The organism is Streptomyces sp. NPDC046860, from assembly GCF_040645115.1.
In the GTDB taxonomy this organism is placed as follows: domain Bacteria; phylum Actinomycetota; class Actinomycetes; order Streptomycetales; family Streptomycetaceae; genus Streptomyces.
Genome location: NZ_JBEYXQ010000008.1, coordinates 129,803 through 153,343 on the forward strand (window position 1 = coordinate 129,803; position 23,541 = coordinate 153,343).

General features: G+C 69.3%; 21 protein-coding genes and 1 pseudogene. 17 read left to right on the top strand and 5 right to left on the bottom strand.

Annotated features, from left to right (window positions below; translation table 11 throughout):
- Positions 1-5 precede the first annotated feature (5 nt).
- From ABZ898_RS14330 to ABZ898_RS14340, 3 genes are all read left to right on the top strand, one after another.
- Entirely contained in the window at positions 6-1,295 is a 1,290-nt protein-coding gene (locus tag ABZ898_RS14330; protein WP_361657371.1) for a HAMP domain-containing sensor histidine kinase, read from the top strand.
- A gap of 406 nt (positions 1,296-1,701) precedes the next feature.
- Positions 1,702-1,998 carry a DUF4193 domain-containing protein gene (locus ABZ898_RS14335; RefSeq protein ID WP_005481602.1) on the top strand — a complete coding sequence of 99 codons (297 nt, stop codon included), beginning with the start codon at positions 1,702-1,704 and terminating at the stop codon, positions 1,996-1,998.
- A 13-nt stretch (positions 1,999-2,011) separates the two neighbouring features.
- Entirely contained in the window at positions 2,012-2,941 is a 930-nt protein-coding gene (locus ABZ898_RS14340; RefSeq protein WP_361657374.1) for a hypothetical protein, read from the top strand.
- 25 nt (positions 2,942-2,966) lie between these two features.
- Here the strand turns inward: ABZ898_RS14340 and ABZ898_RS14345 are convergent, their stop codons facing one another.
- Positions 2,967-3,425: a DUF3093 domain-containing protein gene (locus ABZ898_RS14345; protein WP_361657377.1), complete on the bottom strand. Its 459-nt coding sequence runs from the start codon at positions 3,423-3,425 to the stop codon at positions 2,967-2,969.
- Between the two features lie 101 nt (positions 3,426-3,526).
- Here ABZ898_RS14345 and ABZ898_RS14350 point away from each other — a divergent pair, with 101 nt between their 5' ends.
- The 7 genes and pseudogenes from ABZ898_RS14350 (at position 3,527) to ABZ898_RS14380 (ending at position 10,099) form a co-directional block, all read left to right on the top strand.
- The gene (locus ABZ898_RS14350) at positions 3,527-4,105 is read left to right on the top strand and encodes a PaaI family thioesterase (protein ID WP_361657380.1); all 579 of its coding nucleotides are present in this window, start codon (positions 3,527-3,529) and stop codon (positions 4,103-4,105) included.
- A pseudogene (gene dut / locus ABZ898_RS14355) lies at positions 4,102-4,652 on the top strand (dUTP diphosphatase). The gene ABZ898_RS14350 and the pseudogene dut overlap by 4 nt, the downstream one beginning before the upstream one ends.
- A gap of 1 nt (position 4,653) precedes the next feature.
- Positions 4,654-5,403 carry a DUF3710 domain-containing protein gene (locus ABZ898_RS14360; protein ID WP_361657382.1) on the top strand — a complete coding sequence of 250 codons (750 nt, stop codon included), beginning with the start codon at positions 4,654-4,656 and terminating at the stop codon, positions 5,401-5,403.
- Between the two features lie 185 nt (positions 5,404-5,588).
- On the top strand, positions 5,589-8,144 hold the full coding sequence (locus tag ABZ898_RS14365; RefSeq protein WP_361657385.1) for an ATP-binding protein: 2,556 nt from the start codon (positions 5,589-5,591) through the stop codon (positions 8,142-8,144).
- Entirely contained in the window at positions 8,141-8,827 is a 687-nt protein-coding gene (locus ABZ898_RS14370) for a response regulator (RefSeq protein ID WP_361657388.1), read from the top strand. The genes ABZ898_RS14365 and ABZ898_RS14370 overlap by 4 nt, the downstream gene beginning before the upstream one ends.
- A 66-nt stretch (positions 8,828-8,893) precedes the next feature.
- Entirely contained in the window at positions 8,894-9,292 is a 399-nt protein-coding gene (locus ABZ898_RS14375; protein ID WP_078858303.1) for an OB-fold nucleic acid binding domain-containing protein, read from the top strand.
- A 3-nt stretch (positions 9,293-9,295) separates the two neighbouring features.
- Positions 9,296-10,099 (top strand): DUF3159 domain-containing protein, encoded by an 804-nt coding sequence (locus ABZ898_RS14380; protein ID WP_361657391.1) that lies wholly within the window; start codon positions 9,296-9,298, stop codon positions 10,097-10,099.
- 69 nt (positions 10,100-10,168) lie between these two features.
- Here ABZ898_RS14380 and ABZ898_RS14385 read toward each other — a convergent pair whose 3' ends face one another.
- From ABZ898_RS14385 to ABZ898_RS14395, 3 genes are all read right to left on the bottom strand, one after another.
- Positions 10,169-10,840, bottom strand: a complete 672-nt coding sequence (locus ABZ898_RS14385) for a TrkA family potassium uptake protein (RefSeq protein WP_161145732.1) — start codon at positions 10,838-10,840, stop codon at positions 10,169-10,171.
- Positions 10,840-11,511: a TrkA family potassium uptake protein gene (locus ABZ898_RS14390; protein ID WP_361657394.1), complete on the bottom strand. Its 672-nt coding sequence runs from the start codon at positions 11,509-11,511 to the stop codon at positions 10,840-10,842. Before ABZ898_RS14390 ends, ABZ898_RS14385 begins: the two co-directional genes overlap by 1 nt.
- Before the next feature lie 112 nt (positions 11,512-11,623).
- Positions 11,624-11,758, bottom strand: coding sequence for a hypothetical protein (locus ABZ898_RS14395; protein WP_361657397.1), 135 nt, complete (start codon positions 11,756-11,758; stop codon positions 11,624-11,626).
- 160 nt (positions 11,759-11,918) lie between these two features.
- Here ABZ898_RS14395 and ABZ898_RS14400 point away from each other — a divergent pair, with 160 nt between their 5' ends.
- Positions 11,919-13,967, top strand: a complete 2,049-nt coding sequence (locus ABZ898_RS14400) for an APC family permease (protein WP_361657399.1) — start codon at positions 11,919-11,921, stop codon at positions 13,965-13,967.
- 101 nt (positions 13,968-14,068) lie between these two features.
- Entirely contained in the window at positions 14,069-15,397 is a 1,329-nt protein-coding gene (locus ABZ898_RS14405) for a TRAM domain-containing protein (protein ID WP_361657401.1), read from the top strand.
- A gap of 256 nt (positions 15,398-15,653) precedes the next feature.
- Here the strand turns inward: ABZ898_RS14405 and ABZ898_RS14410 are convergent, their stop codons facing one another.
- Entirely contained in the window at positions 15,654-17,000 is a 1,347-nt protein-coding gene (locus ABZ898_RS14410; protein WP_361657404.1) for a hypothetical protein, read from the bottom strand.
- A 1,208-nt stretch (positions 17,001-18,208) separates the two neighbouring features.
- On the opposite strand from ABZ898_RS14410, the gene ABZ898_RS14415 reads away from it, so the two are divergent.
- The 5 genes from ABZ898_RS14415 (at position 18,209) to ABZ898_RS14435 (ending at position 23,102) form a co-directional block, all read left to right on the top strand.
- Positions 18,209-19,771: an AAA family ATPase gene (locus ABZ898_RS14415; protein ID WP_361657407.1), complete on the top strand. Its 1,563-nt coding sequence runs from the start codon at positions 18,209-18,211 to the stop codon at positions 19,769-19,771.
- Between the two features lie 113 nt (positions 19,772-19,884).
- The gene (locus ABZ898_RS14420; protein WP_361657410.1) at positions 19,885-20,670 is read left to right on the top strand and encodes a hypothetical protein; all 786 of its coding nucleotides are present in this window, start codon (positions 19,885-19,887) and stop codon (positions 20,668-20,670) included.
- 409 nt (positions 20,671-21,079) lie between these two features.
- Positions 21,080-21,250 carry a hypothetical protein gene (locus ABZ898_RS14425; RefSeq protein ID WP_361657413.1) on the top strand — a complete coding sequence of 57 codons (171 nt, stop codon included), beginning with the start codon at positions 21,080-21,082 and terminating at the stop codon, positions 21,248-21,250.
- 163 nt (positions 21,251-21,413) lie between these two features.
- The gene (locus tag ABZ898_RS14430) at positions 21,414-21,695 is read left to right on the top strand and encodes a hypothetical protein (protein WP_361657416.1); all 282 of its coding nucleotides are present in this window, start codon (positions 21,414-21,416) and stop codon (positions 21,693-21,695) included.
- Between the two features lie 627 nt (positions 21,696-22,322).
- Positions 22,323-23,102 carry a SpoIIE family protein phosphatase gene (locus tag ABZ898_RS14435; RefSeq protein ID WP_361657419.1) on the top strand — a complete coding sequence of 260 codons (780 nt, stop codon included), beginning with the start codon at positions 22,323-22,325 and terminating at the stop codon, positions 23,100-23,102.
- Positions 23,103-23,541: the final 439 nt, after the last annotated feature.

The following is a 23,541-nucleotide window of genomic DNA, read 5'->3' on the forward strand; positions in this document are numbered from 1 at the left end:
CCGCCGTGGCCGCCACACCCGCGCCCCCGCAGGCGCCCCCGAAGCCCACCTGGGACCCCCGCCCCCAGCCGCCCTTCCCCTGGCTGCGTCCGACCATCCGGATACGCCTCACGCTGCTGTACGGCGGCATGTTCCTCATCGCGGGCATCCTGCTGCTGTCGATCATCTATCTGCTGGCGGCGCAGGCGATCAGCACCGGCAACCAGCCGCTGTTCAAGATCGTCGGCTACCAGGACCTCCGGGTCTCCAGCGGCAACTGCCCGGCGATCAACAACACCACCAGCCTGTCGCTGCAGGATTTCAACACCGCGATCAGCCAGTGCGTCGACCACCAGCGCCAGGTCGCCCTGGACAACCTGCTCAGCCGCTCCCTGCTGGCCCTGCTGGGCCTCGCGGTGATCGCCTTCGCGTTCGGCTACGCGATGGCCGGCCGGGTGCTCTCCCCGCTGGGCCGGATCACCCGCACCGCCCGTCAGGTGGCCGGGTCCGACCTGTCCCGCCGGATCGAGCTGGACGGCCCCGACGACGAGCTGAAGGAGCTGGCCGACACCTTCGACGACATGCTGGAGCGGCTCCAGCGGGCCTTCACCGCCCAGCAGCGCTTCGTCGGCAACGCCTCCCACGAGCTGCGCACCCCGCTGGCGATCAACCGCACCCTGCTGGAGGTCCACCTCTCGGACCCGGACGCCCCGGTGGAGCTCCAGCAGCTCGGCAAGACCCTGCTGGCCACCAACGAGCGCAGCGAGCAGCTCGTGGAGGGCCTGCTGCTGCTGGCCCGCAGCGACAACCAGATCGTCGAGCGGGGTCCGGTGGACCTTGCGGAGGTGGCCGGACAGGCCATCGACCAGGTGCGCGGCGAGGCCGAGGCCAGGAAGGTGGAGATCCGCAGCGGGCTGGAGCCCGCCGTGGTGCGGGGCAACGGCGTCCTGCTGGAGCGCATCGCGCTCAACCTGGTGCAGAACGCGGTGCGCTACAACGTGGCTCCCGGTGAGGGGGGCACCGGCGACGGCGACGCCGAGGCACCCGAGAGCGGCTGGGTGGAGGTCACCACGGCGGTCGAGCACGGCCGCGCGGTGCTGACGGTCTCGAACACGGGTCCCGTGGTGCCCGCGTACGAGATCGACAACCTCTTCGAGCCGTTCCGGCGGCTGCGCACGGAGCGTACGGGCAGCGACAAGGGGGTCGGGCTGGGGCTGTCCATCGTCCGGTCCGTGGCGCGCGCCCACGGCGGCCACATCGCGGCCGTGCCGCGCGAGGGCGGCGGTCTGGTGATGCGGGTGACCCTGCCGTTGTGACCGTCGTTGTCACAGATCCCGACACTCGCGGAGGATGTTCGCTTCGCGCGGAATTTTCCGAGCACCGAAAGAGGTTTTCCCTGTGTGATCAATCACATGGGCGGATTTCCGGCCATGCACTCACTGTGATCATGAAGGGGGCCGTAAAGCCGGGAAAATCCGGGTTTTCAAGGCTCCTGATCACGGGAAGTACACGATGAGGCGCCTTTGAGGTGCGGCATTCGAACCGTGTACGGTCCTCACCGCCATCCAACCCGATCACTCACGAGGGGCCGGGTTGGGTGTCGATTGAGTAACAGACCTTGATGTGAGGCAAAATCTCCGCCTCAGGTCGGGCACAAGTCCGGCCTCTCACGCGTTACGTGCGCTGAAGACACCGCAGACACCCAGAGGGGGAGAGCGACACATGGCAACCGATTACGACACTCCACGCAAGACCGACGACGACGTCGACTCGGACAGTCTCGAAGAGCTGAAGGCCCGCCGGAACGACAAGTCCACCTCCGCGGTGGACGTCGACGAGTTCGAGGCCGCTGAGGGCCTGGAGCTGCCGGGCGCCGACCTCTCCAACGAGGAACTGGCCGTCCGCGTGCTGCCCAAGCAGCAGGACGAGTTCACCTGCATGAGCTGCTTCCTGGTCCACCACCGCAGCCAGTTGGCCCGTGAGAAGAACGGCCAGCCGATCTGCCGCGACTGCGACTGAGGACGGGTCGGCCGTGACTGGCTCGACCCCTCCGCGGAAGCGCCGCTTCCATCTGCCGGGAGCGGACAAAGGGCCCGTGAAGGGCCCGCACGGCACGCGTGACGACGACGAGCGGGGCCCCGCCGAACCGGGGGCCTCGCTCGAACCGGCGTCCGGGTCCGCGACGGCCAGGACGGGGGAGTCCCCCGGCCGCGCGGAACCGCGACCGGCGGGCAGGGCTGCCGCGATCCGCGACCGCGCCCGGCTGCTGGCCGGCGAGGGCGCCCGCAGAGGCCGCACCCACGCCCGCGCGGGGCTCGCCTACCTCGCGGACCGGATCATCGACCTCGCCCCGCGCGTCCCCGTACGCGACCTGGCGACACTGCGCCGGCAGTTCCCGGGCCTCGGGCCCGAGCAGCTCGCCGACAAGCTCGTGGCCGGGGCGGCCAACGGCACCTCCACGGTCGGCGCCGGCATCGGCGCGGCCGCCATGCTCCCCGTACCGCCCGCCATGCCCACCGAGCTGGCCGCCGAGATCACCGGGGTCGCCGCGATCGAGCTGAAGCTCATCGCCGAACTCCACGAGGTCTACGGCCTGCGCCCGCCGGGGAACCTGAAGACCCGCAGCACCGCGTACCTGTCCTCCTGGTCGGGGGAGCGCGGGATCGACGTGATGAAGCCGTCGACCATCGACGTCGCCCTCGGCGGCCGGATGAAACGCGAACTGCGCCAGCAGATCATGAAGCGCATGGTCCGCAACCTGCCCAACCTCATGCCGTTCATGGTCGGCGCCGCCGTCGGCGCGGTCATGAACCGCCGCGACACCAGAAAGCTCGCCGGGCGCGTCCGGGCCGACCTGCGCAAGAGCCAGGTGCCGTGGGACAAGCTGCCCGACCTGCCGCCGCTGGAGGAACCCGACGACCCGCTGCGGATCGCCGGATACCCCGAGGGCACCGGGAGCTGAGCCTCCCGGCGGCCGCCCAGGCCGCTCAGGCCGCCTTCGCGCCCGCGATCGCCGCCGCGAGCCGCTCCGGCTCGCGCGTCGACAGGTACAGGTACGGCGTCGGGTCCTCCGGGTCGGTCACCTCGACCCGCAGCGCCGTCGGGATGTAGGCGCGCAGCAGCAGGAACGCGCGGGTGTCGGCCTTGTACGTGCGCCAGGCGCGGGCCTCCTCCGCGTCCAGCACCTCGGCGGCGCCGAGCGCCGACAGGGGGATGCGGGCCTCGCCCGCGATCAGCGCGTCACCCACCACACGGATGCGCGGGGAGCCGTAGGCGCTGGCCATCACCGCCGCGACGGCCGTGCCGCCGACCAGCCCGCCGAGCAGCGGCAGGGTGCCGAAGGGCAGCAGGATCAGGGCGAACGAGACACCCACGAGCACGCTGATCAGCCACCACGAGCGCGGGGCGGTCAGGCGTTCTTCGTAGGGGGCGGCGGAGAGCTGCATGAGCCAAGCTTGGCACGGTGTCCGGACATCCCGGACGCCGGGTGGCCGCCCGTACGACGGCGTGGTGGCGGCCACAGAACGGACCGGTAAGGTCTGCGCCTGTGAGTTCCGCAAGCCTTCAGCCCCCCGCCGACGCGACGCGGCCCGAGCGGCACCCCGACGCTCCCGCACCCGGTGAGCTCCTCGGTGCCCACTACGAACACTGTTTCGGCTGCGGCCCCGGACAGGCGCACGGGCTGCACCTGGAGGCCCGCGCGGGCGACGGCGTCTCGCTGACCGCCGAGTTCACCGTCCAGCCCGCCCACCAGGGCGCCCCCGGTCTCGCGCACGGCGGAGTGCTCGCCACCGCCCTGGACGAGACCCTCGGCTCGCTGAACTGGCTGCTGCGCACCATCGCGGTCACCGGCCGGCTGGAGACCGACTTCGTGCGCCCCGTGCCCGTGGGCACCGTGCTGCACCTGGAGGCCGAGGTCACCGCCGTCGCCGGACGCAAGATCTACTCCCGCGCCACCGGCCGCATAGGCGGCCCCGAGGGCCCCGTGGCCGTGCGCGCCGAGGCACTGTTCGTCGAGGTGAAGACCGGCCACTTCACCGAGCACGGCCGCCCGCAGGAGATCCAGGCCGCCATGAGCGACCCGGACCAGATCAGGCGCGCCCGCGCCTTCGAGGTGAACCCGTGACCCGCCCCCCGCTCGACGTCCGGCTGCGCCGTATCGACCCCGAGGTGCCGCTCCCGGCCTACGAGCACCCCGGAGACGCCGGCGCCGATCTGCGCACCACCGAGCCCTGCGAACTGAAGCCCGGCGAGCGCGCCGTACTGCCCACGGGGGTGGCCATCGCGCTCCCCGAGGGGTACGCGGCCTTCGTGCACCCCCGCTCGGGTCTCGCGGCCCGCTGCGGAGTAGCGCTGGTGAACGCCCCAGGGACGGTTGATGCCGGGTACCGTGGAGAGATCAAGGTGATCGTGGTGAATCTCGATCCGCGCGACAGCGTGCGGTTCGAGCGCTTCGACCGGATTGCCCAACTGGTCGTCCAGCAGGTCGAGAGGGTCCGCTTCCACGAGGTCGCGGAACTTCCCGGTTCGGTGAGGGCGGAGGGGGGCTTCGGGTCCACCGGAGGCCACGCCTCGGTGGACGGCTAGCGCGGCACGACGGTCCGGCCGCCGAAGGCGGCCGGGCGGGTGGGAATCGATACGCTTCGGTCGTATCCGACCGGGAAGGACAGTGACGTGTTCGGACGTCGCAACAAGAAGGGTGCCGCCGAGGACGCGGCCGGCGAGACCGAGCAGGTCGTCGACAGCGTCGACACCGAGGCGGAAGAGCAGACGCGGGTACGGCTCGAGCCCGAGCCGCGGCCCGACGGACCCTGGGACTCCACCGAGGTGCGCGACCCGGCCGAGGGCCGTGTCGACCTCGGGGGTCTGTTCGTACCGGGTGTCGACGGCATGGAACTGCGGGTCGAGGTCGCCGGTGACGCGATCGTCGCCGCCACCGTCGTACTGCAGGACAGCGCCGTCCAGCTCCAGGCGTTCGCCGCGCCCAAGCGCGAGGGCATCTGGGGCGAGGTCCGCGACGAGATCGCGGGCGGCATCACCCAGCAGGGCGGCATCGTCGACGAGGTCGAGGGCCCCCTCGGCTGGGAGCTGCGGGCCCAGGTGCCGGTGCAGCTGCCCGACGGCACCGGCGGATTCCAGGTCGTGCGGTTCATCGGCGTGGACGGCCCCCGCTGGTTCCTGCGCGGTGTGATCTCCGGCCAGGGCGCGGTGCAGCCGCAGGCGGCCGGGCTGCTGGAGCAGATCTTCCGGGACACGGTCGTGGTCCGCGGCGACGGCCCGATGGCCCCCCGCGACCCGATCGTCCTCAAGCTGCCCAACGACGCCCAGATGGTCCCCGAGGGTGTCCAGCAGGAGGAGGGCTCCCGCTTCTCCGGCGGCATGGGCCAGCTCCAGCGCGGCCCGGAGATCACCGAGGTCCGCTGACGGCGGACGACGACGCAGGGCCGCATCCCCCGGGGGTGCGGCCCTGCGCGCGCTCCGGCCGCCCCGCGGCGTCAGGGATGCGTCAAAGCATCCCGGAGCGAGGCCTCCCGTCCGCTTTGTCCGCACCGCCCGCCGTATGGTCGACGCGAGGTGTGGGCGGCAGTCACCGGAAAGACGATGGGGCCATGGCACGCGGCAAGCTTCGGATCTACCTCGGCGCGGCACCGGGCGTGGGCAAGACCTACGCCATGCTCGCCGAGGCGCACCGCCGTGCGGAGCGGGGCACCGACTGCGTGGTGGCCTTCGTCGAACACCACGGCCGGCCCCGCACCGAACTGCTCCTGCACGGCCTGGAGACCGTGCCGCGCGGGCGGCTCGGGCACCGGGGCGGGAGCTTCGAGGAGATGGACGTCGACGCGGTGCTGCGCCGCGCCCCCGCCGTCGCCCTGGTGGACGAACTCGCCCACACCAACGTCCCCGGGTCCCGCAACACCAAGCGCTGGCAGGACGTGGAGGAACTCCTCGCCGCCGGGATCGACGTCGTCTCCACCGTCAACATCCAGCACCTGGAGTCCCTCGGGGACGTGGTCGAGTCGATCACCGGGGTGCGCCAGCGCGAGACGTTGCCCGACGAGGTCGTACGGCGGGCCGACCAGATCGAGCTGGTCGACATGTCCCCGCAGGCCCTGCGCCGCCGCATGGCCCACGGCAACGTCTACCAGCCCGACAAGGTCGACGCGGCCCTGTCCAACTACTTCCGCCCCGGCAACCTCACCGCCCTGCGCGAGCTGGCCCTGCTGTGGGTCGCCGACCGGGTCGACGAGCACCTCAACGCCTACCGCAGCGAGCACCGGGTCTCCCGGATCTGGGGCTCCCGCGAGCGCATCGTGGTCGGCCTGACCGGCGGCCCCGAGGGGCGCACCCTGATCCGCCGCGCCGCCCGGCTCGCCGAGAAGGGCGCCGGCGGCGAGGTGCTGGCGGTCTACATAGCCCGCAGCGACGGCCTCACCGCCGCCTCCCCGAAGGAACTCGCCCTCCAGCGCACCCTGGCGGAGGACCTGGGCGGCACCTTCCACCACGTGGTCGGCGACGACATACCCGCCGCCCTGCTGGCCTTCGCGCGCGGCGTCAACGCCACCCAGATCGTGCTCGGCTCCTCGCGCCGCAAGGCGTGGCAGTACGTCTTCGGACCCGGCGTCGGCGCCACCGTGGCCCGGGAGTCCGGACCCGACCTCGACGTGCACATCGTCACCCACGAGGAGGTCGCCAAGGGGCGCGGCCTGCCCGTGGCCCGCGGCTCCCGGCTCGGCCGGGGCCGGATCGTCGCCGGCTGGGCGGCCGCCCTCGCCGGCCCCGCCGTACTGGCGGTGCTGCTCAACACCGTCGACCTCGGCCTCGCCAACGACATGCTGCTGTTCCTGGCGGTCACGGTCGCGGCGGCCCTGCTCGGCGGACTGCTCCCCGCGCTCGCCTCGGCCGCGCTGGGCTCCCTGCTGCTGAACTTCTTCTACACCCCGCCCCTGCACCGGCTGACCGTCTCCGACCCGCGCAACATCGTCGCCATCGCCATCTTCTTCGGCGTCGGTATGGCGGTCGCCTCCGTGGTCGACCTCGCCGCCCGCCGCACCCACCAGGCGGCCCGGCTGCGCGCCGAGTCGGAGATCCTCTCCTTCCTCGCCGGCAACGTCCTGCGCGGCGAGACCAGCCTGGACGCGCTGCTGGAACGGGTCCGGGAGACCTTCGCCATGGAGTCCGCCGCCCTGCTGGAACGGGCCGGCGACCTGGAGCCCTGGACCTGCGCCGGGCGCGCCGGACTCGGGCCCCCGCTGGAGCGGCCCGAGGACGCCGACGTCGACATGCCGGTCGGCGACCACATGGCGCTCGCGCTCACCGGCCGGGTGCTGCCCGCCGAGGACCGCCGGGTACTGGCCGCCTTCGCCGCGCAGGCCGCCGTCGTGCTCGACCGCAGCCGCCTCAAGGCCGAGGCCGACCGGGCCGGCGCGCTCGCCGAGGGCAACCGCATCCGTACCGCCCTGCTCGCCGCCGTCAGCCACGACCTGCGCACCCCGCTGGCCGGGATCAAGGCCGCCGTCTCCTCCCTGCGCTCCGACGACGTGGCGTGGTCCGAGGAGGACCGGGCCGAGCTGCTGGAGGGCATCGAGGAGGGCGCCGACCGGCTCGACCACCTCGTGGGCAACCTGCTCGACATGTCCCGCCTCCAGACCGGCACCGTCACCCCGCTGATCCGCGAGATCGACGTGGACGAGGTGGTGCCGATGGCCCTGGTCGGCGTCCCCGAGGACAGCGTCCTCCTGGACGTCCCCGAGACGCTGCCCATGGTCGCCGTCGACCCCGGCCTGCTGGAGCGCTCGGTCGCCAACCTGGTGGAGAACGCCGTCAAGTACGGTCCGCCCGGCCGCCGCGTCACCGTGTCCGCCAGCGCCCTGGTGGACCGGGTCGAGGTGCGCGTGGTGGACCGCGGCCCCGGTGTCCCGGACGACGCGAAGGACCGTATCTTCGAGCCGTTCCAGCGCTACGGCGACGCCCCGCGCGGAGCCGGGGTCGGCCTCGGCCTGGCCGTCGCCCGCGGCTTCGCCGAGGCCATGGACGGCACCCTCACCGCCGAGGACACCCCGGGCGGCGGACTCACCATGGTGCTCAGCCTCCGCGCCGCCCGGCCCCGCCCCGAGCGGCCCGGTACCGCGCGGGGCACCGAAGAACAGGAAAGGCAGCCGCAATGACCAGGGTGCTGGTGGTCGACGACGAACCGCAGATCGTGCGGGCCCTCGTGATCAACCTCAAGGCGCGCTCGTACGACGTCGACTCGGCCCCCGACGGCCGCACCGCCCTCCAGCTCGCCGCCTCCCGCCACCCCGACGTGATCGTCCTCGACCTCGGCCTGCCCGACATGGACGGCGTCGAGGTGATCCGGGGGCTGCGCGGCTGGACCCGGGTGCCCATCCTGGTGCTGTCCGCCCGCCACTCCTCCGACGAGAAGGTCGAGGCGCTGGACGCCGGCGCCGACGACTACGTCACCAAGCCCTTCGGCATGGACGAACTCCTCGCCAGGCTGCGGGCCGCCGTACGCCGGGCCGAGCCGGCCGGGACCGGCGAGGACGACGTGGTCACCGTGGAGACGGCCGGGTTCACCGTAGACCTGGCCGCCAAGAAGGTCGACCGCGGGGGCAAGGACGTCCGGCTCACGCCCACCGAGTGGCACCTGCTGGAGGTGCTGGTCCGCAACACCGGCCGGCTGGTCGGCCAGAAGCAGCTGCTGCGCGAGGTCTGGGGGCCCTCCTACGGCACCGAGACCAACTACCTCCGGGTCTACATGGCCCAGCTCCGCCGCAAGCTGGAGGCCGACCCGGCACGCCCCCGCCACTTCATCACCGAACCCGGCATGGGATACCGCTTCGAGAAGTGATCCGGACCGGCCGCCGTCCCCCTCTGGAGTACGGCCTCACCGCCCCTCCCCGGTAGGCTTTCAGACATGAGTGGCGTTCCCCGTTCCGAAAAGCCGGCCGGCCGGTTCCGCCGCATGCTGGACCGGCTCTCCACCTCCCAGGAGGACCTGGAGTCGGAGGAGCTGCGCGAGGACACCGAGACCGCCGGATGCACCCGGATCGGCGACTGCCACGACCGGCAGATCGTCACCGTGACTGGTACCTTGCGCACGGTCACCCTGCGGCCGCGGGCCGGTGTCCCGGCCCTGGAGGCGGAGCTGTTCGACGGCACCGCCGCGCTGGACGTGGTGTGGCTGGGCAGGCGCTCCATCACGGGCATAGAACCGGGACGCAAGCTGATCGCGTCGGGCCGGATCTCGATGAGCCGGGGCCGCCGCGTGCTGTTCAACCCGAAATACGAACTGCGACCCCTCGGACGGGAGTAGCCGGTGACGTCCCTCGACAAGCCGACCCAAGACGCCGGGCAGAGCCCGCCCGACGGCACCGGGCAGGACCACGACTCCCGCGCGGTCACCGAGGCCGCGCTGTTCGAGGCCTTCGGCGGCATCCGCGGCATGGTCGAGACGGTGCTGCCCGGCCTGCTGTTCGTCACGATCTACACGATCAACAAGGACCTGCACCTCTCCGCGGCCGCCGCGCTCGGCGTCGCGCTGGTGATGCTCGTCGTCCGGCTGCTGCGCAAGGACACCGTCAAGCACGCCTTCAGCGGCGTCTTCGGTGTCGCCTTCGGTGTCGTGTTCGCCATGTTCACGGGCAACGCCAAGGACTTCTACCTGCCCGGCATGCTCTACACCCTCGGCCTGGCGCTCGCGTACATCATCACGACCCTCGCCGGGGTGCCCCTGATCGGCCTGATGCTCGGCCCGGTCTTCAAGGAGAACCTCTCCTGGCGCACCCGCAACCCCGGCCGGAAGAAGGCCTACGCCAAGGCGAGCTGGGCCTGGGGCCTGATCCTGCTCGCCAAGTGCGCGATCCTCTTCCCGCTCTACTGGTGGGCCGACACCACCCAGCTCGGCTGGGTCCTGGTCATCCTGAAGATCCCGCCCTTCCTGCTGGCGGTCTACCTCACCTGGGTCTTCCTGGCCAAGGCGCCGCCGCCGATCGACGTGTTCGCCGAGATGGAGGCCGCCGAGAAGGCGGAGGAGGCCGAGAAGGCCGCCGAGGCCGGGCGTGAGGGCCCCGCAGCCGAGACCGGCGAGTCCGCGGCCGGTAGGCACCGCAGGGGCGCCTAGACGCTCCGTACACGCACGAGGAGAGCACCCGCCGGGAAATCGGCGGGTGCTCTCCTCGTCTGTTCCGGCTCAGGCGCTCTCGCGGCGCACCGACAGCAGGTCCTCCAACTGCTCCTCGCGGGCCTGCGCGGCCACGAAGAGGAGTTCGTCGCCCGCCTCCAGGGAGTCCTCCTTGGACGGCGTCAGCACGCGGGTGCCGCGGATGATGGTGACCAGGCTGGTGTCCTCGGGCCACTCCACGTCCCCGACCTGGGTGCCGGCCAGCGCCGACTCCTCCGGCAGGGTCAGCTCCACCAGGTTGGCGTCGCCGTGGCTGAAGCGCAGCAGCCGGACCAGATCGCCGACGCTCACCGCCTCCTCGACCAGGGCGGACATCAGACGCGGCGTGGAGACGGCCACGTCCACACCCCACGACTCGTTGAACAGCCACTCGTTCTTGGGGTTGTTCACCCGGGCGACGACGCGCGGGACGCCGTACTCCGTCTTGGCGAGCAGCGAGACGACCAGGTTGACCTTGTCGTCACCCGTCGCGGCGATCACGACGTTGCAGCGCTGCAGCGCGGCCTCGTCCAGGGCCGTGATCTCACAGGCGTCGGCGAGCAGCCACTCCGCCTGCGGCACCCGCTCCACCGAGATGGCGGTCGGCGCCTTGTCGATCAGCAGGACCTCGTGGCCGTTCTCCAGCAGTTCCGCCGCGATCGAGCGGCCGACCGCCCCGGCTCCGGCAATGGCGACCCTCATCAGTGACCGCCCTCCTCTTCGGGACCCTCGGCGAACGCCGCCTCGACCTTCTCGACCTCGTCCGTGCGCATCATCACGTGCACCAGATCGCCCTCCTGGAGGACCGTCTGCGAGGTGGGCAGCACGGCCTCGCCCAGCCGGGTCAGGAACGCCACGCGGACGCTCGTCTCCTCCTGGAGCTTGCTGATCTTGTGGCCGACCCACTTCGCGGAGGCGTGCACCTCGGCGAGCTGGACCCCGCCGGTGGGATCGCGCCACAGCGGCTCCGCGCCCGAGGGCAGCAGCCGGCGCAGCATCTGGTCGGCGGTCCAGCGGACCGTGGCGACCGTCGGGATGCCCAGACGCTGGTACACCTCGGCACGGCGCGGGTCGTAGATCCGGGCGGCCACGTTCTCCACACCGAACATCTCGCGCGCCACCCGCGCGGAGATGATGTTGGAGTTGTCACCGCTGGAGACCGCGGCGAAGGCGCCCGCCTCCTCGATGCCGGCCTCGCGCAGGGTGTCCTGGTCGAAGCCCACACCGGTGACCCGGCGGCCGCCGAATCCCGGTCCCAGCCTGCGGAAGGCGGTGGGGTCCCGGTCGATCACCGCGACCGTGTGGCCCTGTTGCTCCAGGGTCTGGGCGAGAGCGGAACCCACTCTGCCGCAGCCCATGATGACGATGTGCACGACCGTCCTTCCGGTGTCCAAAAGTTGCTGCTCGGCATCAGGGTCTCAGACCGAGGCCCAAAGCTGCACACGCGTGCTTCCGGTATCCGGCGCGGACCCTTCGCGGGGGCCCTCATCTGCGCTGTTCCGTGACCGTGGTCACCCCCGCTTCCCGGCGCCGAGTGATGCTGCGCACGCTGTACCCGGTGAGGACGGCGACGAGGGCGAGGGCGAGCACGGCCCCGAGCAGCTCGGCGAGGGCGGGCATGGGACCTCCGAAGTGCGATGACGGGCCGGGGCTGACATCTAGGCACGGGGGCGCGCACACCCGGCACACCCCACTTCCGCGCGCCCCCGAATTCACTCGTGAGGCAGAACATGACCACCGGGTGGGCGGCTGCCTGTTCGAAGCCTTACGATCCCTTCTCGTGTCCAAACTGACCGACGTGCCCAAACGGATCCTGATCGGGCGCGCTCTGCGCAGTGATCGGCTGGGCGAGACGCTCCTGCCGAAGCGCATCGCCCTCCCCGTCTTCGCCTCCGACCCGCTGTCCTCCGTCGCCTACGCGCCGGGGGAGGTCCTGCTGGTCCTGTCCATCGCGGGCGTGTCGGCGTACCACTTCAGCCCCTGGATCGCGGTCGCGGTCGTCGTGCTGATGTTCACGGTGGTCGCCTCCTACCGGCAGAACGTGCACGCCTACCCCAGCGGCGGCGGCGACTACGAGGTGGCGACCACCAACCTCGGCCCCCGGGCCGGGCTCACCGTCGCCAGCGCCCTGCTCGTCGACTACGTGCTGACCGTGGCCGTGTCCATCGCCTCCGGCATCGAGAACCTCGGCTCGGCGATCCCCTTCGTGGTCGAGCACAAGGTGCTGTGCGCCTCCGCCGTGATCGTCCTGCTGACGCTGATGAACCTGCGCGGCGTGAAGGAGTCCGGCAAGCTCTTCGCCATCCCGACCTACGTGTTCGTCGGCGGCGTCTTCATCATGATCGCGTGGGGTGCGTTCCGGGGCCTGGTCCTCGGGGACACGATGCGCGCCCCCACCGCCGACCTCCACATCAAGGCCGAGCACCAGGGCCTCGCGGGCTTCGCCCTGGTCTTCCTGCTCCTGCGCGCCTTCTCCTCCGGCTGCGCGGCCCTCACCGGCGTGGAGGCCATCTCCAACGGCGTCCCCGCCTTCCGCAAGCCCAAGTCCAGGAACGCGGCGACCACGCTCGCGGCGATGGGCCTGCTGGCCGTCACCATGTTCTGCGGCATCATCGCCCTCGCCATGTCCACCAAGGTGCGCATGGCCGAGTACCCGGCGACCGACCTGCTGCGCGACGGCGTGCCCATCGGCTCCGGCTACGTGCAGAACCCGGTGATCTCCCAGGTCGCCGAGGCGGTCTTCGGCAAGGGCAGCTTCCTGTTCGTCGTCCTCGCGGCGGCGACGGCCCTGGTCCTCTTCCTCGCGGCGAACACGGCGTACAACGGCTTCCCGCTGCTCGGCTCGATCCTCGCGCAGGACCGCTACCTGCCCCGGCAGCTGCACACCCGCGGCGACCGCCTCGCCTTCTCCAACGGCATCGTGCTGCTGTCCGGCACGGCGGCGCTGCTGGTGGTCATCTACGGCGCCGACTCCACGCGGCTGATCCAGCTCTACATCGTCGGCGTGTTCGTGTCCTTCACCCTCAGCCAGACCGGCATGGTCCGGCACTGGAACCGGCACCTGGCCGCCGAGAAGAACCCGGCCGAGCGCAGCCGGATGAAGCGGGCCCGCGCGATCAACACCTTCGGCGCCTTCTTCACCGGCCTGGTGCTGGTCGTCGTGCTGGTCACCAAGTTCACCCACGGCGCCTGGGTCGCCCTGCTGGGCATGTGCATCTTCTACGCGACGATGACCGCGATCCGTAAGCACTACGACCGGGTCGCCGAGGAGATCTCCGCCGTCGACGGCCCCACCGACGACAGCGTGCGCCCCTCCCGCGTGCACTCCCTGGTGCTGGTCTCCAAGATCCACCGCCCCACGCTGCGCGCCCTGGCCTACGCCAAGCTGATGCGCTCCGACACCCTGGAGGCGCTCACCGTCAACGTCGACCCGGCGGAGACGAAGACCCTGCGCGAGGAGTGGGAGCGGCGCGGCATCGCGGTACCGCTGAAGGTCTTGGACTCGCCCTACCGCGAGATCACGCGGCCGATCATCGAGTACGTCAAGAGCCTGCGCAAGGAGTCCCCGCGCGACGCCGTCTCGGTGATCATCCCCGAGTACGTGGTGGGCCACTGGTACGAGCACCTGCTGCACAACCAGAGCGCGCTGCGGCTCAAGGGCCGGCTGCTGTTCACGCCCGGCGTGATGGTGACCTCGGTGCCCTACCAGCTCGAGTCCTCCCAGGTCGCCCGGGACCGGGCGCGCAGGCGCCAGGAGTGGAACGCGCCGGGCGCGGTGCGACGCGGACCCGCCGAGCGGGCCAGGGACGGCGCGGGCACGAAGGAGTGACCGAGGGGGCACGCGGTACCCCGTAGACTGGTCGGCTGTTGTCCCCGCAGGCCGGTGTACGGCCGCCGCCCAGCCCTCCCCGATCTTGGAGTCACCCCACCATGCAGGCAGAACAGAAGAAGTCTCTGGTGGGCGAGGAGTATGAGGTCGAGGTCGGCCCCGTCGCCCACGGCGGCCACTGCATCGCCCGTACCGCCGAGGGCCAGGTGCTGTTCGTCCGGCACACCCTGCCGGGCGAGCGGGTCGTGGCCCGGGTGACCGAGGGCGAGGAGGGCGCGCGCTTCCTGCGCGCCGACGCGGTGGAGATCCTGGACGCGTCCAAGGACCGCGTCCCGGCGCCCTGCCCGTTCGCCGGCCCCGGCCGCTGCGGCGGCTGCGACTGGCAGCACGCCAAGCCGGGCGCGCAGCGCCGCCTGAAGGGCGAGGTCATCGCCGAGCAGCTCCAGCGGCTCGCGGGCCTCACCCCCGAGGAGGCCGGCTGGGACGGCACCGTCATGCCGGCCGAGGGCGACAAGCTCCCGGCGGGCGAGGTCCCGCAGTGGCGCACGCGCGTGCAGTACGCGGTCGACGCGGACGGCAACGCCGGCCTGCGCCGCCACCGCTCGCACGAGGTCGAGCCGATCGACCACTGCATGATCGCCGCCCCCGGTGTCAGCGAACTCGGCATCGAGGACCGGGACTGGTCGGGCATGGCCTCCGTCGACGCGATCGCCGCGACCGGCTCGCAGGACCGCATGGTCATCCTGGAGCCCCGCCCCGGCGCCCGTCTGCCGCTGGTGGAGCTCGACAAGCCCGCCTCCGTGATGCGGGTGGACGAGAAGGACGGCGGCGTCCACCGCGTCCACGGCCGCGCGTTCGTCCGCGAGCGGGCCGACGACCACACCTACCGCGTCGGCAGCGGCGGCTTCTGGCAGGTCCACCCGAAGGCCGCCGACACCCTGGTCAAGGCAGTCATGCAGGGCCTCCTCCCGCGCAAGGGCGAGATGGCGTTGGACTTGTACTGCGGCGTCGGCCTCTTCGCCGGTGCCCTCGCCGACCGCCTGGGCGAGAAGGGCGCGGTCCTCGGCATCGAGTCCGGCAAGCGGGCGGTGGAGGACGCGCGCCACAACCTGGCCGACTTCCCCCGCGTCCGCATCGAGCAGGGCAAGGTCGAGTCCGTCCTGCCCCGCACCGGCATCACCGAGGTCGACCTCATCGTCCTGGACCCGCCGCGCGCGGGGGCGGGCAAGAAGACGGTCCAGCATCTCGCGACCCTGGGCGCGCGTCGTATCGCCTACGTCGCCTGCGATCCCGCTGCGCTGGCGCGGGATCTGGGGTACTTCCGGGAGAACGGGTACCGGGTGCGGACGCTGCGGGCGTTCGATCTGTTTCCGATGACGCATCATGTGGAGTGCGTGGCGATCCTTGAGCCTGCCGAAAAGGGTCGCTGACCTGCGGTTTTATCGGATGTGCGCTATGTGCGCTATGTGCGTTACGGGCGATATCTTGACGCTGAAATGACGCTCGCGGAGGTGTCTTGACGCTCGTTCTGATGGGGCGTCAGACCCTCCGAGGGGCTGCTCAGGTGGCCTGCGGATTCAGACCTTGAGGGCTGGGTCACCCGTCGTACGGGTGCCCCAGCCTTCAGGCGCACCGCTAGTTAGACAGCGGTCGGGGCACCGCCGTTGTCCTCCTCGTCGGCACCCTCTAGAACAGGTGCTCCTGTCGTGCGTCGCATTTCGTCGAGACACCTGATCGTTGAGTAGCGGGGCGAGAGCATGTACCACACTTGCTACGGCCTCTGCGGATGCTGGTCAGGGTGAGCGTGACATCGGTGCCACACCTGCAGCGACAGCGCCACTTGTCAGTGGTCTTCCCGGGGTACGTCTCCAAGGGCTCGAACCCGGCCGCGCGTGCCTCTGCGGCCGCTGTTTGGGGATCGGTATAGCCGCCTGAGCGGCGGCACTTAACGCAGCTTTTCACCCCTGACCTGACGGAGGTCAGGCGCGTGGCGATTTCGTTCCCGCAGGAGCAGCGGCAGCGCCAGCGGTCTGTGGTGCGGCCGGGGTAGGGCTCCAGGGGCTCGAACCCAGCCGCACGGACCTCGGCGGAGGCTTGTTCGTCCGTGGCCGAGTTGAAAGCACAGAACCGGCAACCGCTCGAACCGCCGTTGACGTTGGAGTACGTCGGCGTGGTTTCGCGGCCACAACCTGTGCAGCGGCACCGCCAAGGTGTTGCGTTGCCGGGGTAGGGCTCCAGAGGTTCGAGTCCGGCCGCGCGCATCGTTTCGAGCGCCTTCGGCGCGTTCGCAGCGGAACGCTTGCCCTGCGCTTCCTTCGTTCGGCAGATACGGCAGCGTTGGCCCGCGTTACGGACGGCATTGAACGTCGGACGCCCTTCATGGCCGCAGGTCGTGCATCGCGAGGGCCAGGTCGCGTTGGTGCGGCCTGGATAGGGAACGAGCGGTTCATATCCGCAGGCACGCATCTCGGCAGCTGCGGCGTCTGCATCGATGAGAACCGTCGCCCGCGGCCGACCGCCGGCTCGGGGAGCGTACGGATCCTCCGTGTTCCGGGTCTCTTCTTCGACCATGGCCCAGATCTTGCCCGCCGTGATGCGCTCTGCGGAGCAGGTCTCGGTCCAGCCGTTCGGCATGATGTCTCGGGTGAGGTAGGGAGCCAGTCCGGCCTCACGCAGGCGCCCCAGTACGGCCTGTTCGACATCCTGGGCGGCGGCCCCAGTGGTGTAGTCCCGCGCTTGGTATACCTGCCAGCCCTGGCGCTCGTGCTGAATGAGGCGGGAGGTGTAACCGGTGCAAGCGCCGATGCCGATCTTGACGGCGTTCCACTCCTGGTGGGTGATCACGTAGACTTTCGACGCCCCGGCCAGGTCGATGCCGTGTGCGGCGCAGAACTTACACCCTCCGCCACGGCGGATCCTCATCAGAGTCGGCGTGACCTCATTGCCGCAGCTTGTGCAGCGGCACCGCCACGCCGTCATTGAGGTGGCATAGGGCTCCAGCGGCTCCAGGCCGGCCGCTCGCATGGCCGCCACCGCAACGTCCGGTGCGGTCTTCCTGCCCCCTGCCGCCCGTAGGTCAGCGCAGCGCCGACAGCCGCCCTGACCCGCCAGAATGCCGCCCAGACTTGGTGATGTCTCACCCCCACAGCCGTTGCAGCGGCACTGCCACCCCTTGTCACGGCGTCCGGCGTACGGTTCGAGCGGTTCCAGCCCGGCGGCGCGCATGAGGGCCTCGGCCTCGTCTGCAGGCCAGCGGCGCCGGCCACCGGGTGTCGGCGGGCAGTATGGGCAAGCCCGGAGGCCGCGCCGGAGGTTGCTCAATCTGATCTCGACGTCGCGGTTGCAGATGAGGTGGCGGCATTTCCACAGCTCGCTCGGCCCCGGGTAGGGCTCCAGGGGCTCCAGACCGAAGTCCTTCGCCTCGGCTGCGGCCTGGTCACCGTCGGTGCGGGGGAGTTCGCGGCGCCGGGCCCATGCCTGGCTGATTCCCCGTCCGGCGTTCTTGCGCCCGCACGGCCCGCAGCCTCCTTGTCGGCCCTTAATCGATCCGTGCGTCGGCGTTCCGATCGTGCCGCACACCGTGCAGCGGCACCGCCAGGGAACGTCAGTACCCGGATAGGGCTCCAAAGGCTCCAGACCCGCTGCCCTCATGAGCGCGGCGGCCTGCTCCGGATTGACCGGAGCGTTGGGCGCACACCACCGGCACGGCCCCCCTCCGCGCTTGATGTACGAGTACCGCGCCTTGACCTCTCGACCGCACGGAACGTGCCGACAGCGCCACGGTGGAGTCGAGCCGGGATACGGCTCCAGTGGTTCGAGGCCGGCCGCGCGCATCAACCCCACTGCTTCCTCAGGAGGAATCGGCGCCGTGCCAGAGCAGTAGCGGCAGCCGCTCTTTCGGCTCGCCGAGAGATTGCCCAACCTCGGAGTCACCTCGGTCCCGCATGCCTCGTGACGGCACCGCCAGGGCTTATCCGTCCCGGGGTAGGGCTCCAGCGGTTCGAACCCGGCTTCCCGCATGATCAGCACCGGATCGCGCGGATCCTTCCGCGGACGTCCCACAGCCACCCGGCCTCCTCTGCAGTGGCCAATACCTGAAGGAGGATTCCATGAGCCACTGACAACGGGCTGTTCACACCTGACGCTTGGAGACATGCTCCCTCGCGGGCTCCCTCGTCCGGAGTGGCCTGACCTTGCCCCACGAGTAACGAGCTGCAGAGCGTGTTCGGTAATGTGACGCGATGCACTTCACTACGGCGCCCAACGCAAGGGAATCAGCGCGTAAACGTCCGGGCATAGCGTCGCTCCGCGACGACAACTGGGACGACTTCGGATTCAAGACGGTCTTCCATTTGCTCTGCAACAACGGTAGCCGCGGCATCAACGTTGGTGCAGTGAAGATCGGCTTCTTCGGCATGGAGTCCGGCAGGACTTCTCTCCCCAGGAGCTTTGATGCCCTCGAGCCGGGGTTCTTCTCCCTGGGGATGGATGAGAGCTACTACGCCACGCTCCGTGACGAGTTCGATGACGAAACACGCGTGGCCATCTTCTCCGGTCTGCGCGATGTCGCCTACGACGCTGACCTCTTCGAACAGGCACGCAGTGAACGCGTTATGCGCGACTCACTGTTGCGCGGCACTGATGCCGATACGGTCCGTACGCAATACCACAGGATCACCCAGGGCGGCCCAACGCTCTCACGCTTCCACGTCCGATACCGGCAGAAGGCACCGGCCGAGAGCGCCCCGCCACTCACCCTCGAACTGACGGTAGACCCCGACAAGAACCCCCCCAGCAACATCCATGCGGTCATCGGCAGCAACGGCGTAGGCAAGACACGCCTGCTGCACAACATCGCCCAGACCACACTCGCCCCACAGGGCCGGATCCGTGATAGCTCGCTGGAGGATAGGCTCGACCACCGACAGCACCCCTTCACCAACGTCGTTTACGTATCGTTCAGCGCCTTTGACTCCCAAGGTCCGCACCAAGCCAGGAGAGCGATCAACCGGGTCGGTGACCATGTCGACTACCAGTACGTCGGTCTGAAAACGGCTGATGGTGCGGGAGTGAAGAGCTACGCGGATCTGGTCTCCGAGTTCGCTGAGTGCGTACAGAGATGCGTGGAGGATCATCCCGCGAAAGCTCGTCGCTGGAGTGAAACCCTGACCAAGTTGGAAGAAACAGATCCCCTCTTCCATGACCTGGGAATCACGGGACTCGCGTGCAGTCAAGACCGGCCAGACCCTGATTACATCGCCGACGGATTTTCCTTGGAACCGGCCCCCGAGCGGCCGGACCCGGAGGAGGTCTTCCACGGGCTTAGCTCGGGACACAAGATTGTTCTGCTGACCCTGGCCAGGCTGGTACAGCACACCGCCGAACGCACCCTCGTCCTGATCGACGAACCGGAGGGTCATCTCCACCCCCCGTTGCTGTCGACGTTCGTGCGTACCGTTTCCGAGCTGCTAAGAGATCGCAACGGCATCGCACTCATCGCCACGCACTCGCCGGTGGTACTCCAAGAAACCCCGCGTGAGGCAGTCTGGGCCCTCCGAAGGGCTGGCGATGACCTGCGCGTCGATCACCCCGAGATCGAGACGTTCGGCGAGAACGTCGGAGTGATCACCCGAGAGATCTTCGGACTGGAGGTGCGTCGCACGGGTTTCAACCGGCTAATCCAGTCACTTGCCGAGGGGGGCATGTCGTTCGAGGAGATCCTCACCGAATTTCATGACCAACTGGGGGCCGAAGGGCGAGCCTTGGCCCGCTCCGCGACTCGGCGCCGTGAAGGCAGGCTCTAATGCGGCGACTTGATCCTCCTCAGATCGGAACGCGAGAAGCGTTCCGCATGTGCATCAGTGCGAAAATCAGCCCGCCAATGAAGGATTTACTCAGTCAGTATGAGGGAAGAGTCGTGATCGCCGCCGATGCGTATGAGCAGGCTTGCCGTACCTCGACACTTCACCACATGCATCCTGCCGCGTTCGCTCCCCTTCCGTGCAAGAAGCACGACAGGGACGCCCTGATCGCTATGTATGAACGGCGGATGGGCCCAGACCATCCTGGCCGTCCCGTGTATGAAGAGGCCCGGAATCGCAAGACCAAGTGCCCCATGTGTGGTGTCGGTGCAGTGCGCCAGGTCGATCACCACATGCCCAAGTCGATCTATCCCTACCTTGCTGTCGTGCCCATCAACTTGCTGCCCATCTGCTCGGACTGCAACTTCGAGAAGAAAGACCGCGCGCCGACCTGCTACGAGGAACAGGCCCTCCATCCCTATTTCGACGACGTCGACGTCGATCGATGGCTGAGGGCGCGGCTCATAACCCGCTCGGCTGATGGCCGGGCCTTTCAGGCGAAAGCCCTTGACAGTCCTGCAAGTTGGGAGATCGAGTTCTACGTGGATCCGCCCTCATCGTGGGATGTACAGTTCGCGGAGCGCGTCAGAAGCCACTTTGAGACTTTCAAGCTGGCCCGGCTGTATGAGGACCAGGTCGCCGACGACCTTCCGGGCATCGAGTTGTCGATCGAGGAAGCATTCCAGGCCGGCGGAGCGCCAGACGTCCGTGCGCACCTGGAGGGACTAGCGCGCTCACGTGCGCGCCTGCACAAGAATTCCTGGATGGTGGCCCTATACGAAGCGCTTGCTGCGCAAGACTGGTTCTGCGACGGGGGCTTTCGTCAGGTAGCGGCTGGATAGAGATTTCGCCTATCGCGGGACGCCTGCGGCAGGGGCCCGTGTCGGTGTATGGCCGAGGGGCGAAACACCCAGGGGCTGAGGCGGGGGAGTAGATCGGCGGGTGGTTGGCTCTCGGGGTTACCGTGGATGAATGCCTGGGGACGTGGTGGAGTTCCGCTTCAATGTGTAGCGGCTGACATACCACCACATCGCCGATCCGGCAAACATTCAGGTCAGGTGGGGTCCGATCTTTCGGGGTCGGGCCCCTGGCTTTTTCCCGTGCTGGGATGGTGCTGGGATAGCTGACCCCTCGTCATCACCCCTGCTCACCTCTACCGTGCTGGGATGCCCGCGCGCCCCCGTGCTGACACACTCAGAATGGGACCACGGAGCCTTGGTTGGCCATGCGAAGGTGTCGATCTCTAACACCATGACGGTAGCCTCGGCGACGCGCAGCCTCTCGGACGACGGGTATAAGAACGGCAGCTCTAACCCGGTCATGAAGGCAGGCTCCAACGCTGCGAAGCAGATCTGGCCTGACGGACAGACGGACATCACCGTTAAGATCAACTGGATCGAGGAAATTTATGTGCCGTACTAGGAGCGGCAGGCGCCCCCTTTTGGCCGTCGCCATCTTCACCGTACTAGTCACGGGACTGTCCGCTTGTCAGAAGAGCGAACGCCTCGCCGTGCCTACTGAAGGCCAGATCGTTGGCTCTTGGGGCAACCCCGGAGGTGATTGGATCACCTTTAGGAAGGGCGGTGTGGGCATCATTTCGGCAGGGGCGCAGCTCCAGTTGAGCAGCCTGATGGAGAAATCCGACACCAAGCCGCAATGCCCGTTCTCCTGGGGCGTGGACACGGTACCCGCAGGCGGCAGTAAGTGGATCTCCGTCACCTTCGCGGCGGGGCAGTGCGGATCACAGCTGGGGGAGTTTGGCCTCTACTACTACTACGTGGAGAAAACCGGGGAGATGCGGCTTTCACCGGCTGTGGAGTTCCCTAAGCCCTCTGAGGTCTATGCTCGCTCGGATGCGACTACGTAGCGTGTGATAAGGGGTACCGCTCGCGGGTGCACCTATGCCTTCGGCGGGGAGGTTGCTTCTGTCTCCCCGCCGAGAGCTACCCTCTAACGTGCCGGCCATTCAGCGTCGGCGCCCTTGCGGCAGCCAACTGGCGCCAGATCACGCATTTAAGGTTCTTGAGCTCACACGAATCATGGTGACTGCCCGAACCAGGTCGAAGCGGTCTGCGGGTGGGTGTCGCCTATAGCCGCACATCTTCTTCCCCGCCGTCCCACCTGGACGTCGAGCGCGGAAGGTTTCATTTGTTTCACTGCGGCTGCGAGTCCACGACTGCCACTGCGAATCGCCCTCGCGCTTCCGCCCGGACCTCGTCCCACAAGCGCTACGAAATCTCGGCCAGCAGGTACGTGAGCCTGCCAACGACAAGTGAAAGCGCCCCTCTGATTGGGCTAAGAGTGCGCTCGACTGACGCTCGCTTCGGGGTCTGGGCGTTACTGGGGCCATTGTGAGGTGGTCTCGGTATTTCGACACTCCGGCGGCCGAGACCGCCGGCGTCTACCGGTCCACGGGCCGTGGGCGGGCACCAGTGGCGACTGGTACGACGCTATTCCCCTGCCTTCTCTCCGGCTGGCCCTCGTCGCCGGAGACGTGATCGGCCGCGGCATACCCGCCAGCGCCACGATGGGCCGTCTGCGCGCCGCCATCCAGACTCTCGCCGACCTCGAACCGGAGCCGGACGAGTTGCTACCTGGATCGCCGACCTGGTCCAGTGCCTTGCGGCGGAAGCACCACCCGGTGACCACGACGCCATGGGCGGCCACCTGCTTGTACGCGGTCTACGGCCCGGCCACCCGACGCTATGCCATGGCCAGTGCCGGGCACCCGCCGCCCGTGCTCGTACGGCCTGATGGGACCACCGAAGCCGTCGACGTTTCCTCAGGGCCGCCCCTCGCCGTCTGCGGCATGCCGTACGAGACAACCACGATCGACCTCGAGCCGGGCAGCGTCCTAGCGCTCTACACGGACGGCCTGATCCACCGCGGCGCGTACGACAGCGACGACGGGCTCAGGAGGCCGACCGATGCCCTCGCCACCTCCTGCCGCCCGGACCGCGCCCTGGACGAGACCGGCCTGGCCCTCCTCGACGACCTGGTGAACGGCGCACCGCGTGACGACGCGAGCCTGCTACTGGCGCGCACCCGCGCCGTGTCGGCCGAGGACACCGCTCACTGGCGGATACCGGCCGATCCGGCTGCTGTCTCGGATGCCCGGGAATGGGCGACCGGCCAACTCACCGCATGGGGGTTGGGCGACCTCCTCTTCACCACCGAACTCATCGTCAGTGAACTGGTCACCAACGCGATCCGCTACGGCCGTCCGCCGGCGGATCTGCGACTGATCCGCTCCGACGTTCTGGTCTCTCTCTGAGGTCATCGACTCCAGCTGCACCCAACCCCGTCTGCGCCGCGCACGCACCACCGACCGGGGCGGACGCGGCCTTTTCTTCGTCGCCCAACCCGCCGAGCGCTGGGGCTGCCGCCATGGCCAGAACCACAAGACCATCTGGTCCGAACAGCCCCTCGCGCGCGCTCACTGATTACGCCCGTGTGCCCACACGGCCTGCCATGTACGGCATGCCTACCGAATCCGCAGCTGTGACGCTCGTTTGACGCTCTGGGGCTTCCGTACGCGGGGCAGTGGACGGAAAAGCCGTGCCCGACCTGGTCTTTTTGTCCATCCTTCTCAGGTCGACCTGTTCCCTATGACGCATCATGTGGAGTGTGTGGCGATTCTTGAGCCGGTGAAGAAGGGCGCCTGACCTGCGGCTTTGCGGTTTTCGTCGGCTACTCGACCTGTTTCCCGTTAT

What these genes read in the sequence shown, in the direction of transcription:
- ABZ898_RS14335 (WP_005481602.1), top strand. Translation starts at nt 1,702, where the DNA reads ATGGCAACCGATTACGACACTCCACGCAAGACCGACGACGACGTCGAC.
- ABZ898_RS14345 (WP_361657377.1), bottom strand. Translation starts at nt 3,425, where the DNA reads ATGCAGCTCTCCGCCGCCCCCTACGAAGAACGCCTGACCGCCCCGCGC.
- ABZ898_RS14365 (WP_361657385.1), top strand. Translation starts at nt 5,589, where the DNA reads ATGGCACGCGGCAAGCTTCGGATCTACCTCGGCGCGGCACCGGGCGTG.
- ABZ898_RS14370 (WP_361657388.1), top strand. Translation starts at nt 8,141, where the DNA reads ATGACCAGGGTGCTGGTGGTCGACGACGAACCGCAGATCGTGCGGGCC.
- ABZ898_RS14375 (WP_078858303.1), top strand. Translation starts at nt 8,894, where the DNA reads ATGAGTGGCGTTCCCCGTTCCGAAAAGCCGGCCGGCCGGTTCCGCCGC.
- ABZ898_RS14385 (WP_161145732.1), bottom strand. Translation starts at nt 10,840, where the DNA reads ATGAGGGTCGCCATTGCCGGAGCCGGGGCGGTCGGCCGCTCGATCGCG.
- ABZ898_RS14395 (WP_361657397.1), bottom strand. Translation starts at nt 11,758, where the DNA reads ATGCCCGCCCTCGCCGAGCTGCTCGGGGCCGTGCTCGCCCTCGCCCTC.
- ABZ898_RS14405 (WP_361657401.1), top strand. Translation starts at nt 14,069, where the DNA reads ATGCAGGCAGAACAGAAGAAGTCTCTGGTGGGCGAGGAGTATGAGGTC.
- ABZ898_RS14415 (WP_361657407.1), top strand. Translation starts at nt 18,209, where the DNA reads ATGCACTTCACTACGGCGCCCAACGCAAGGGAATCAGCGCGTAAACGT.
- ABZ898_RS14425 (WP_361657413.1), top strand. Translation starts at nt 21,080, where the DNA reads ATGACGGTAGCCTCGGCGACGCGCAGCCTCTCGGACGACGGGTATAAG.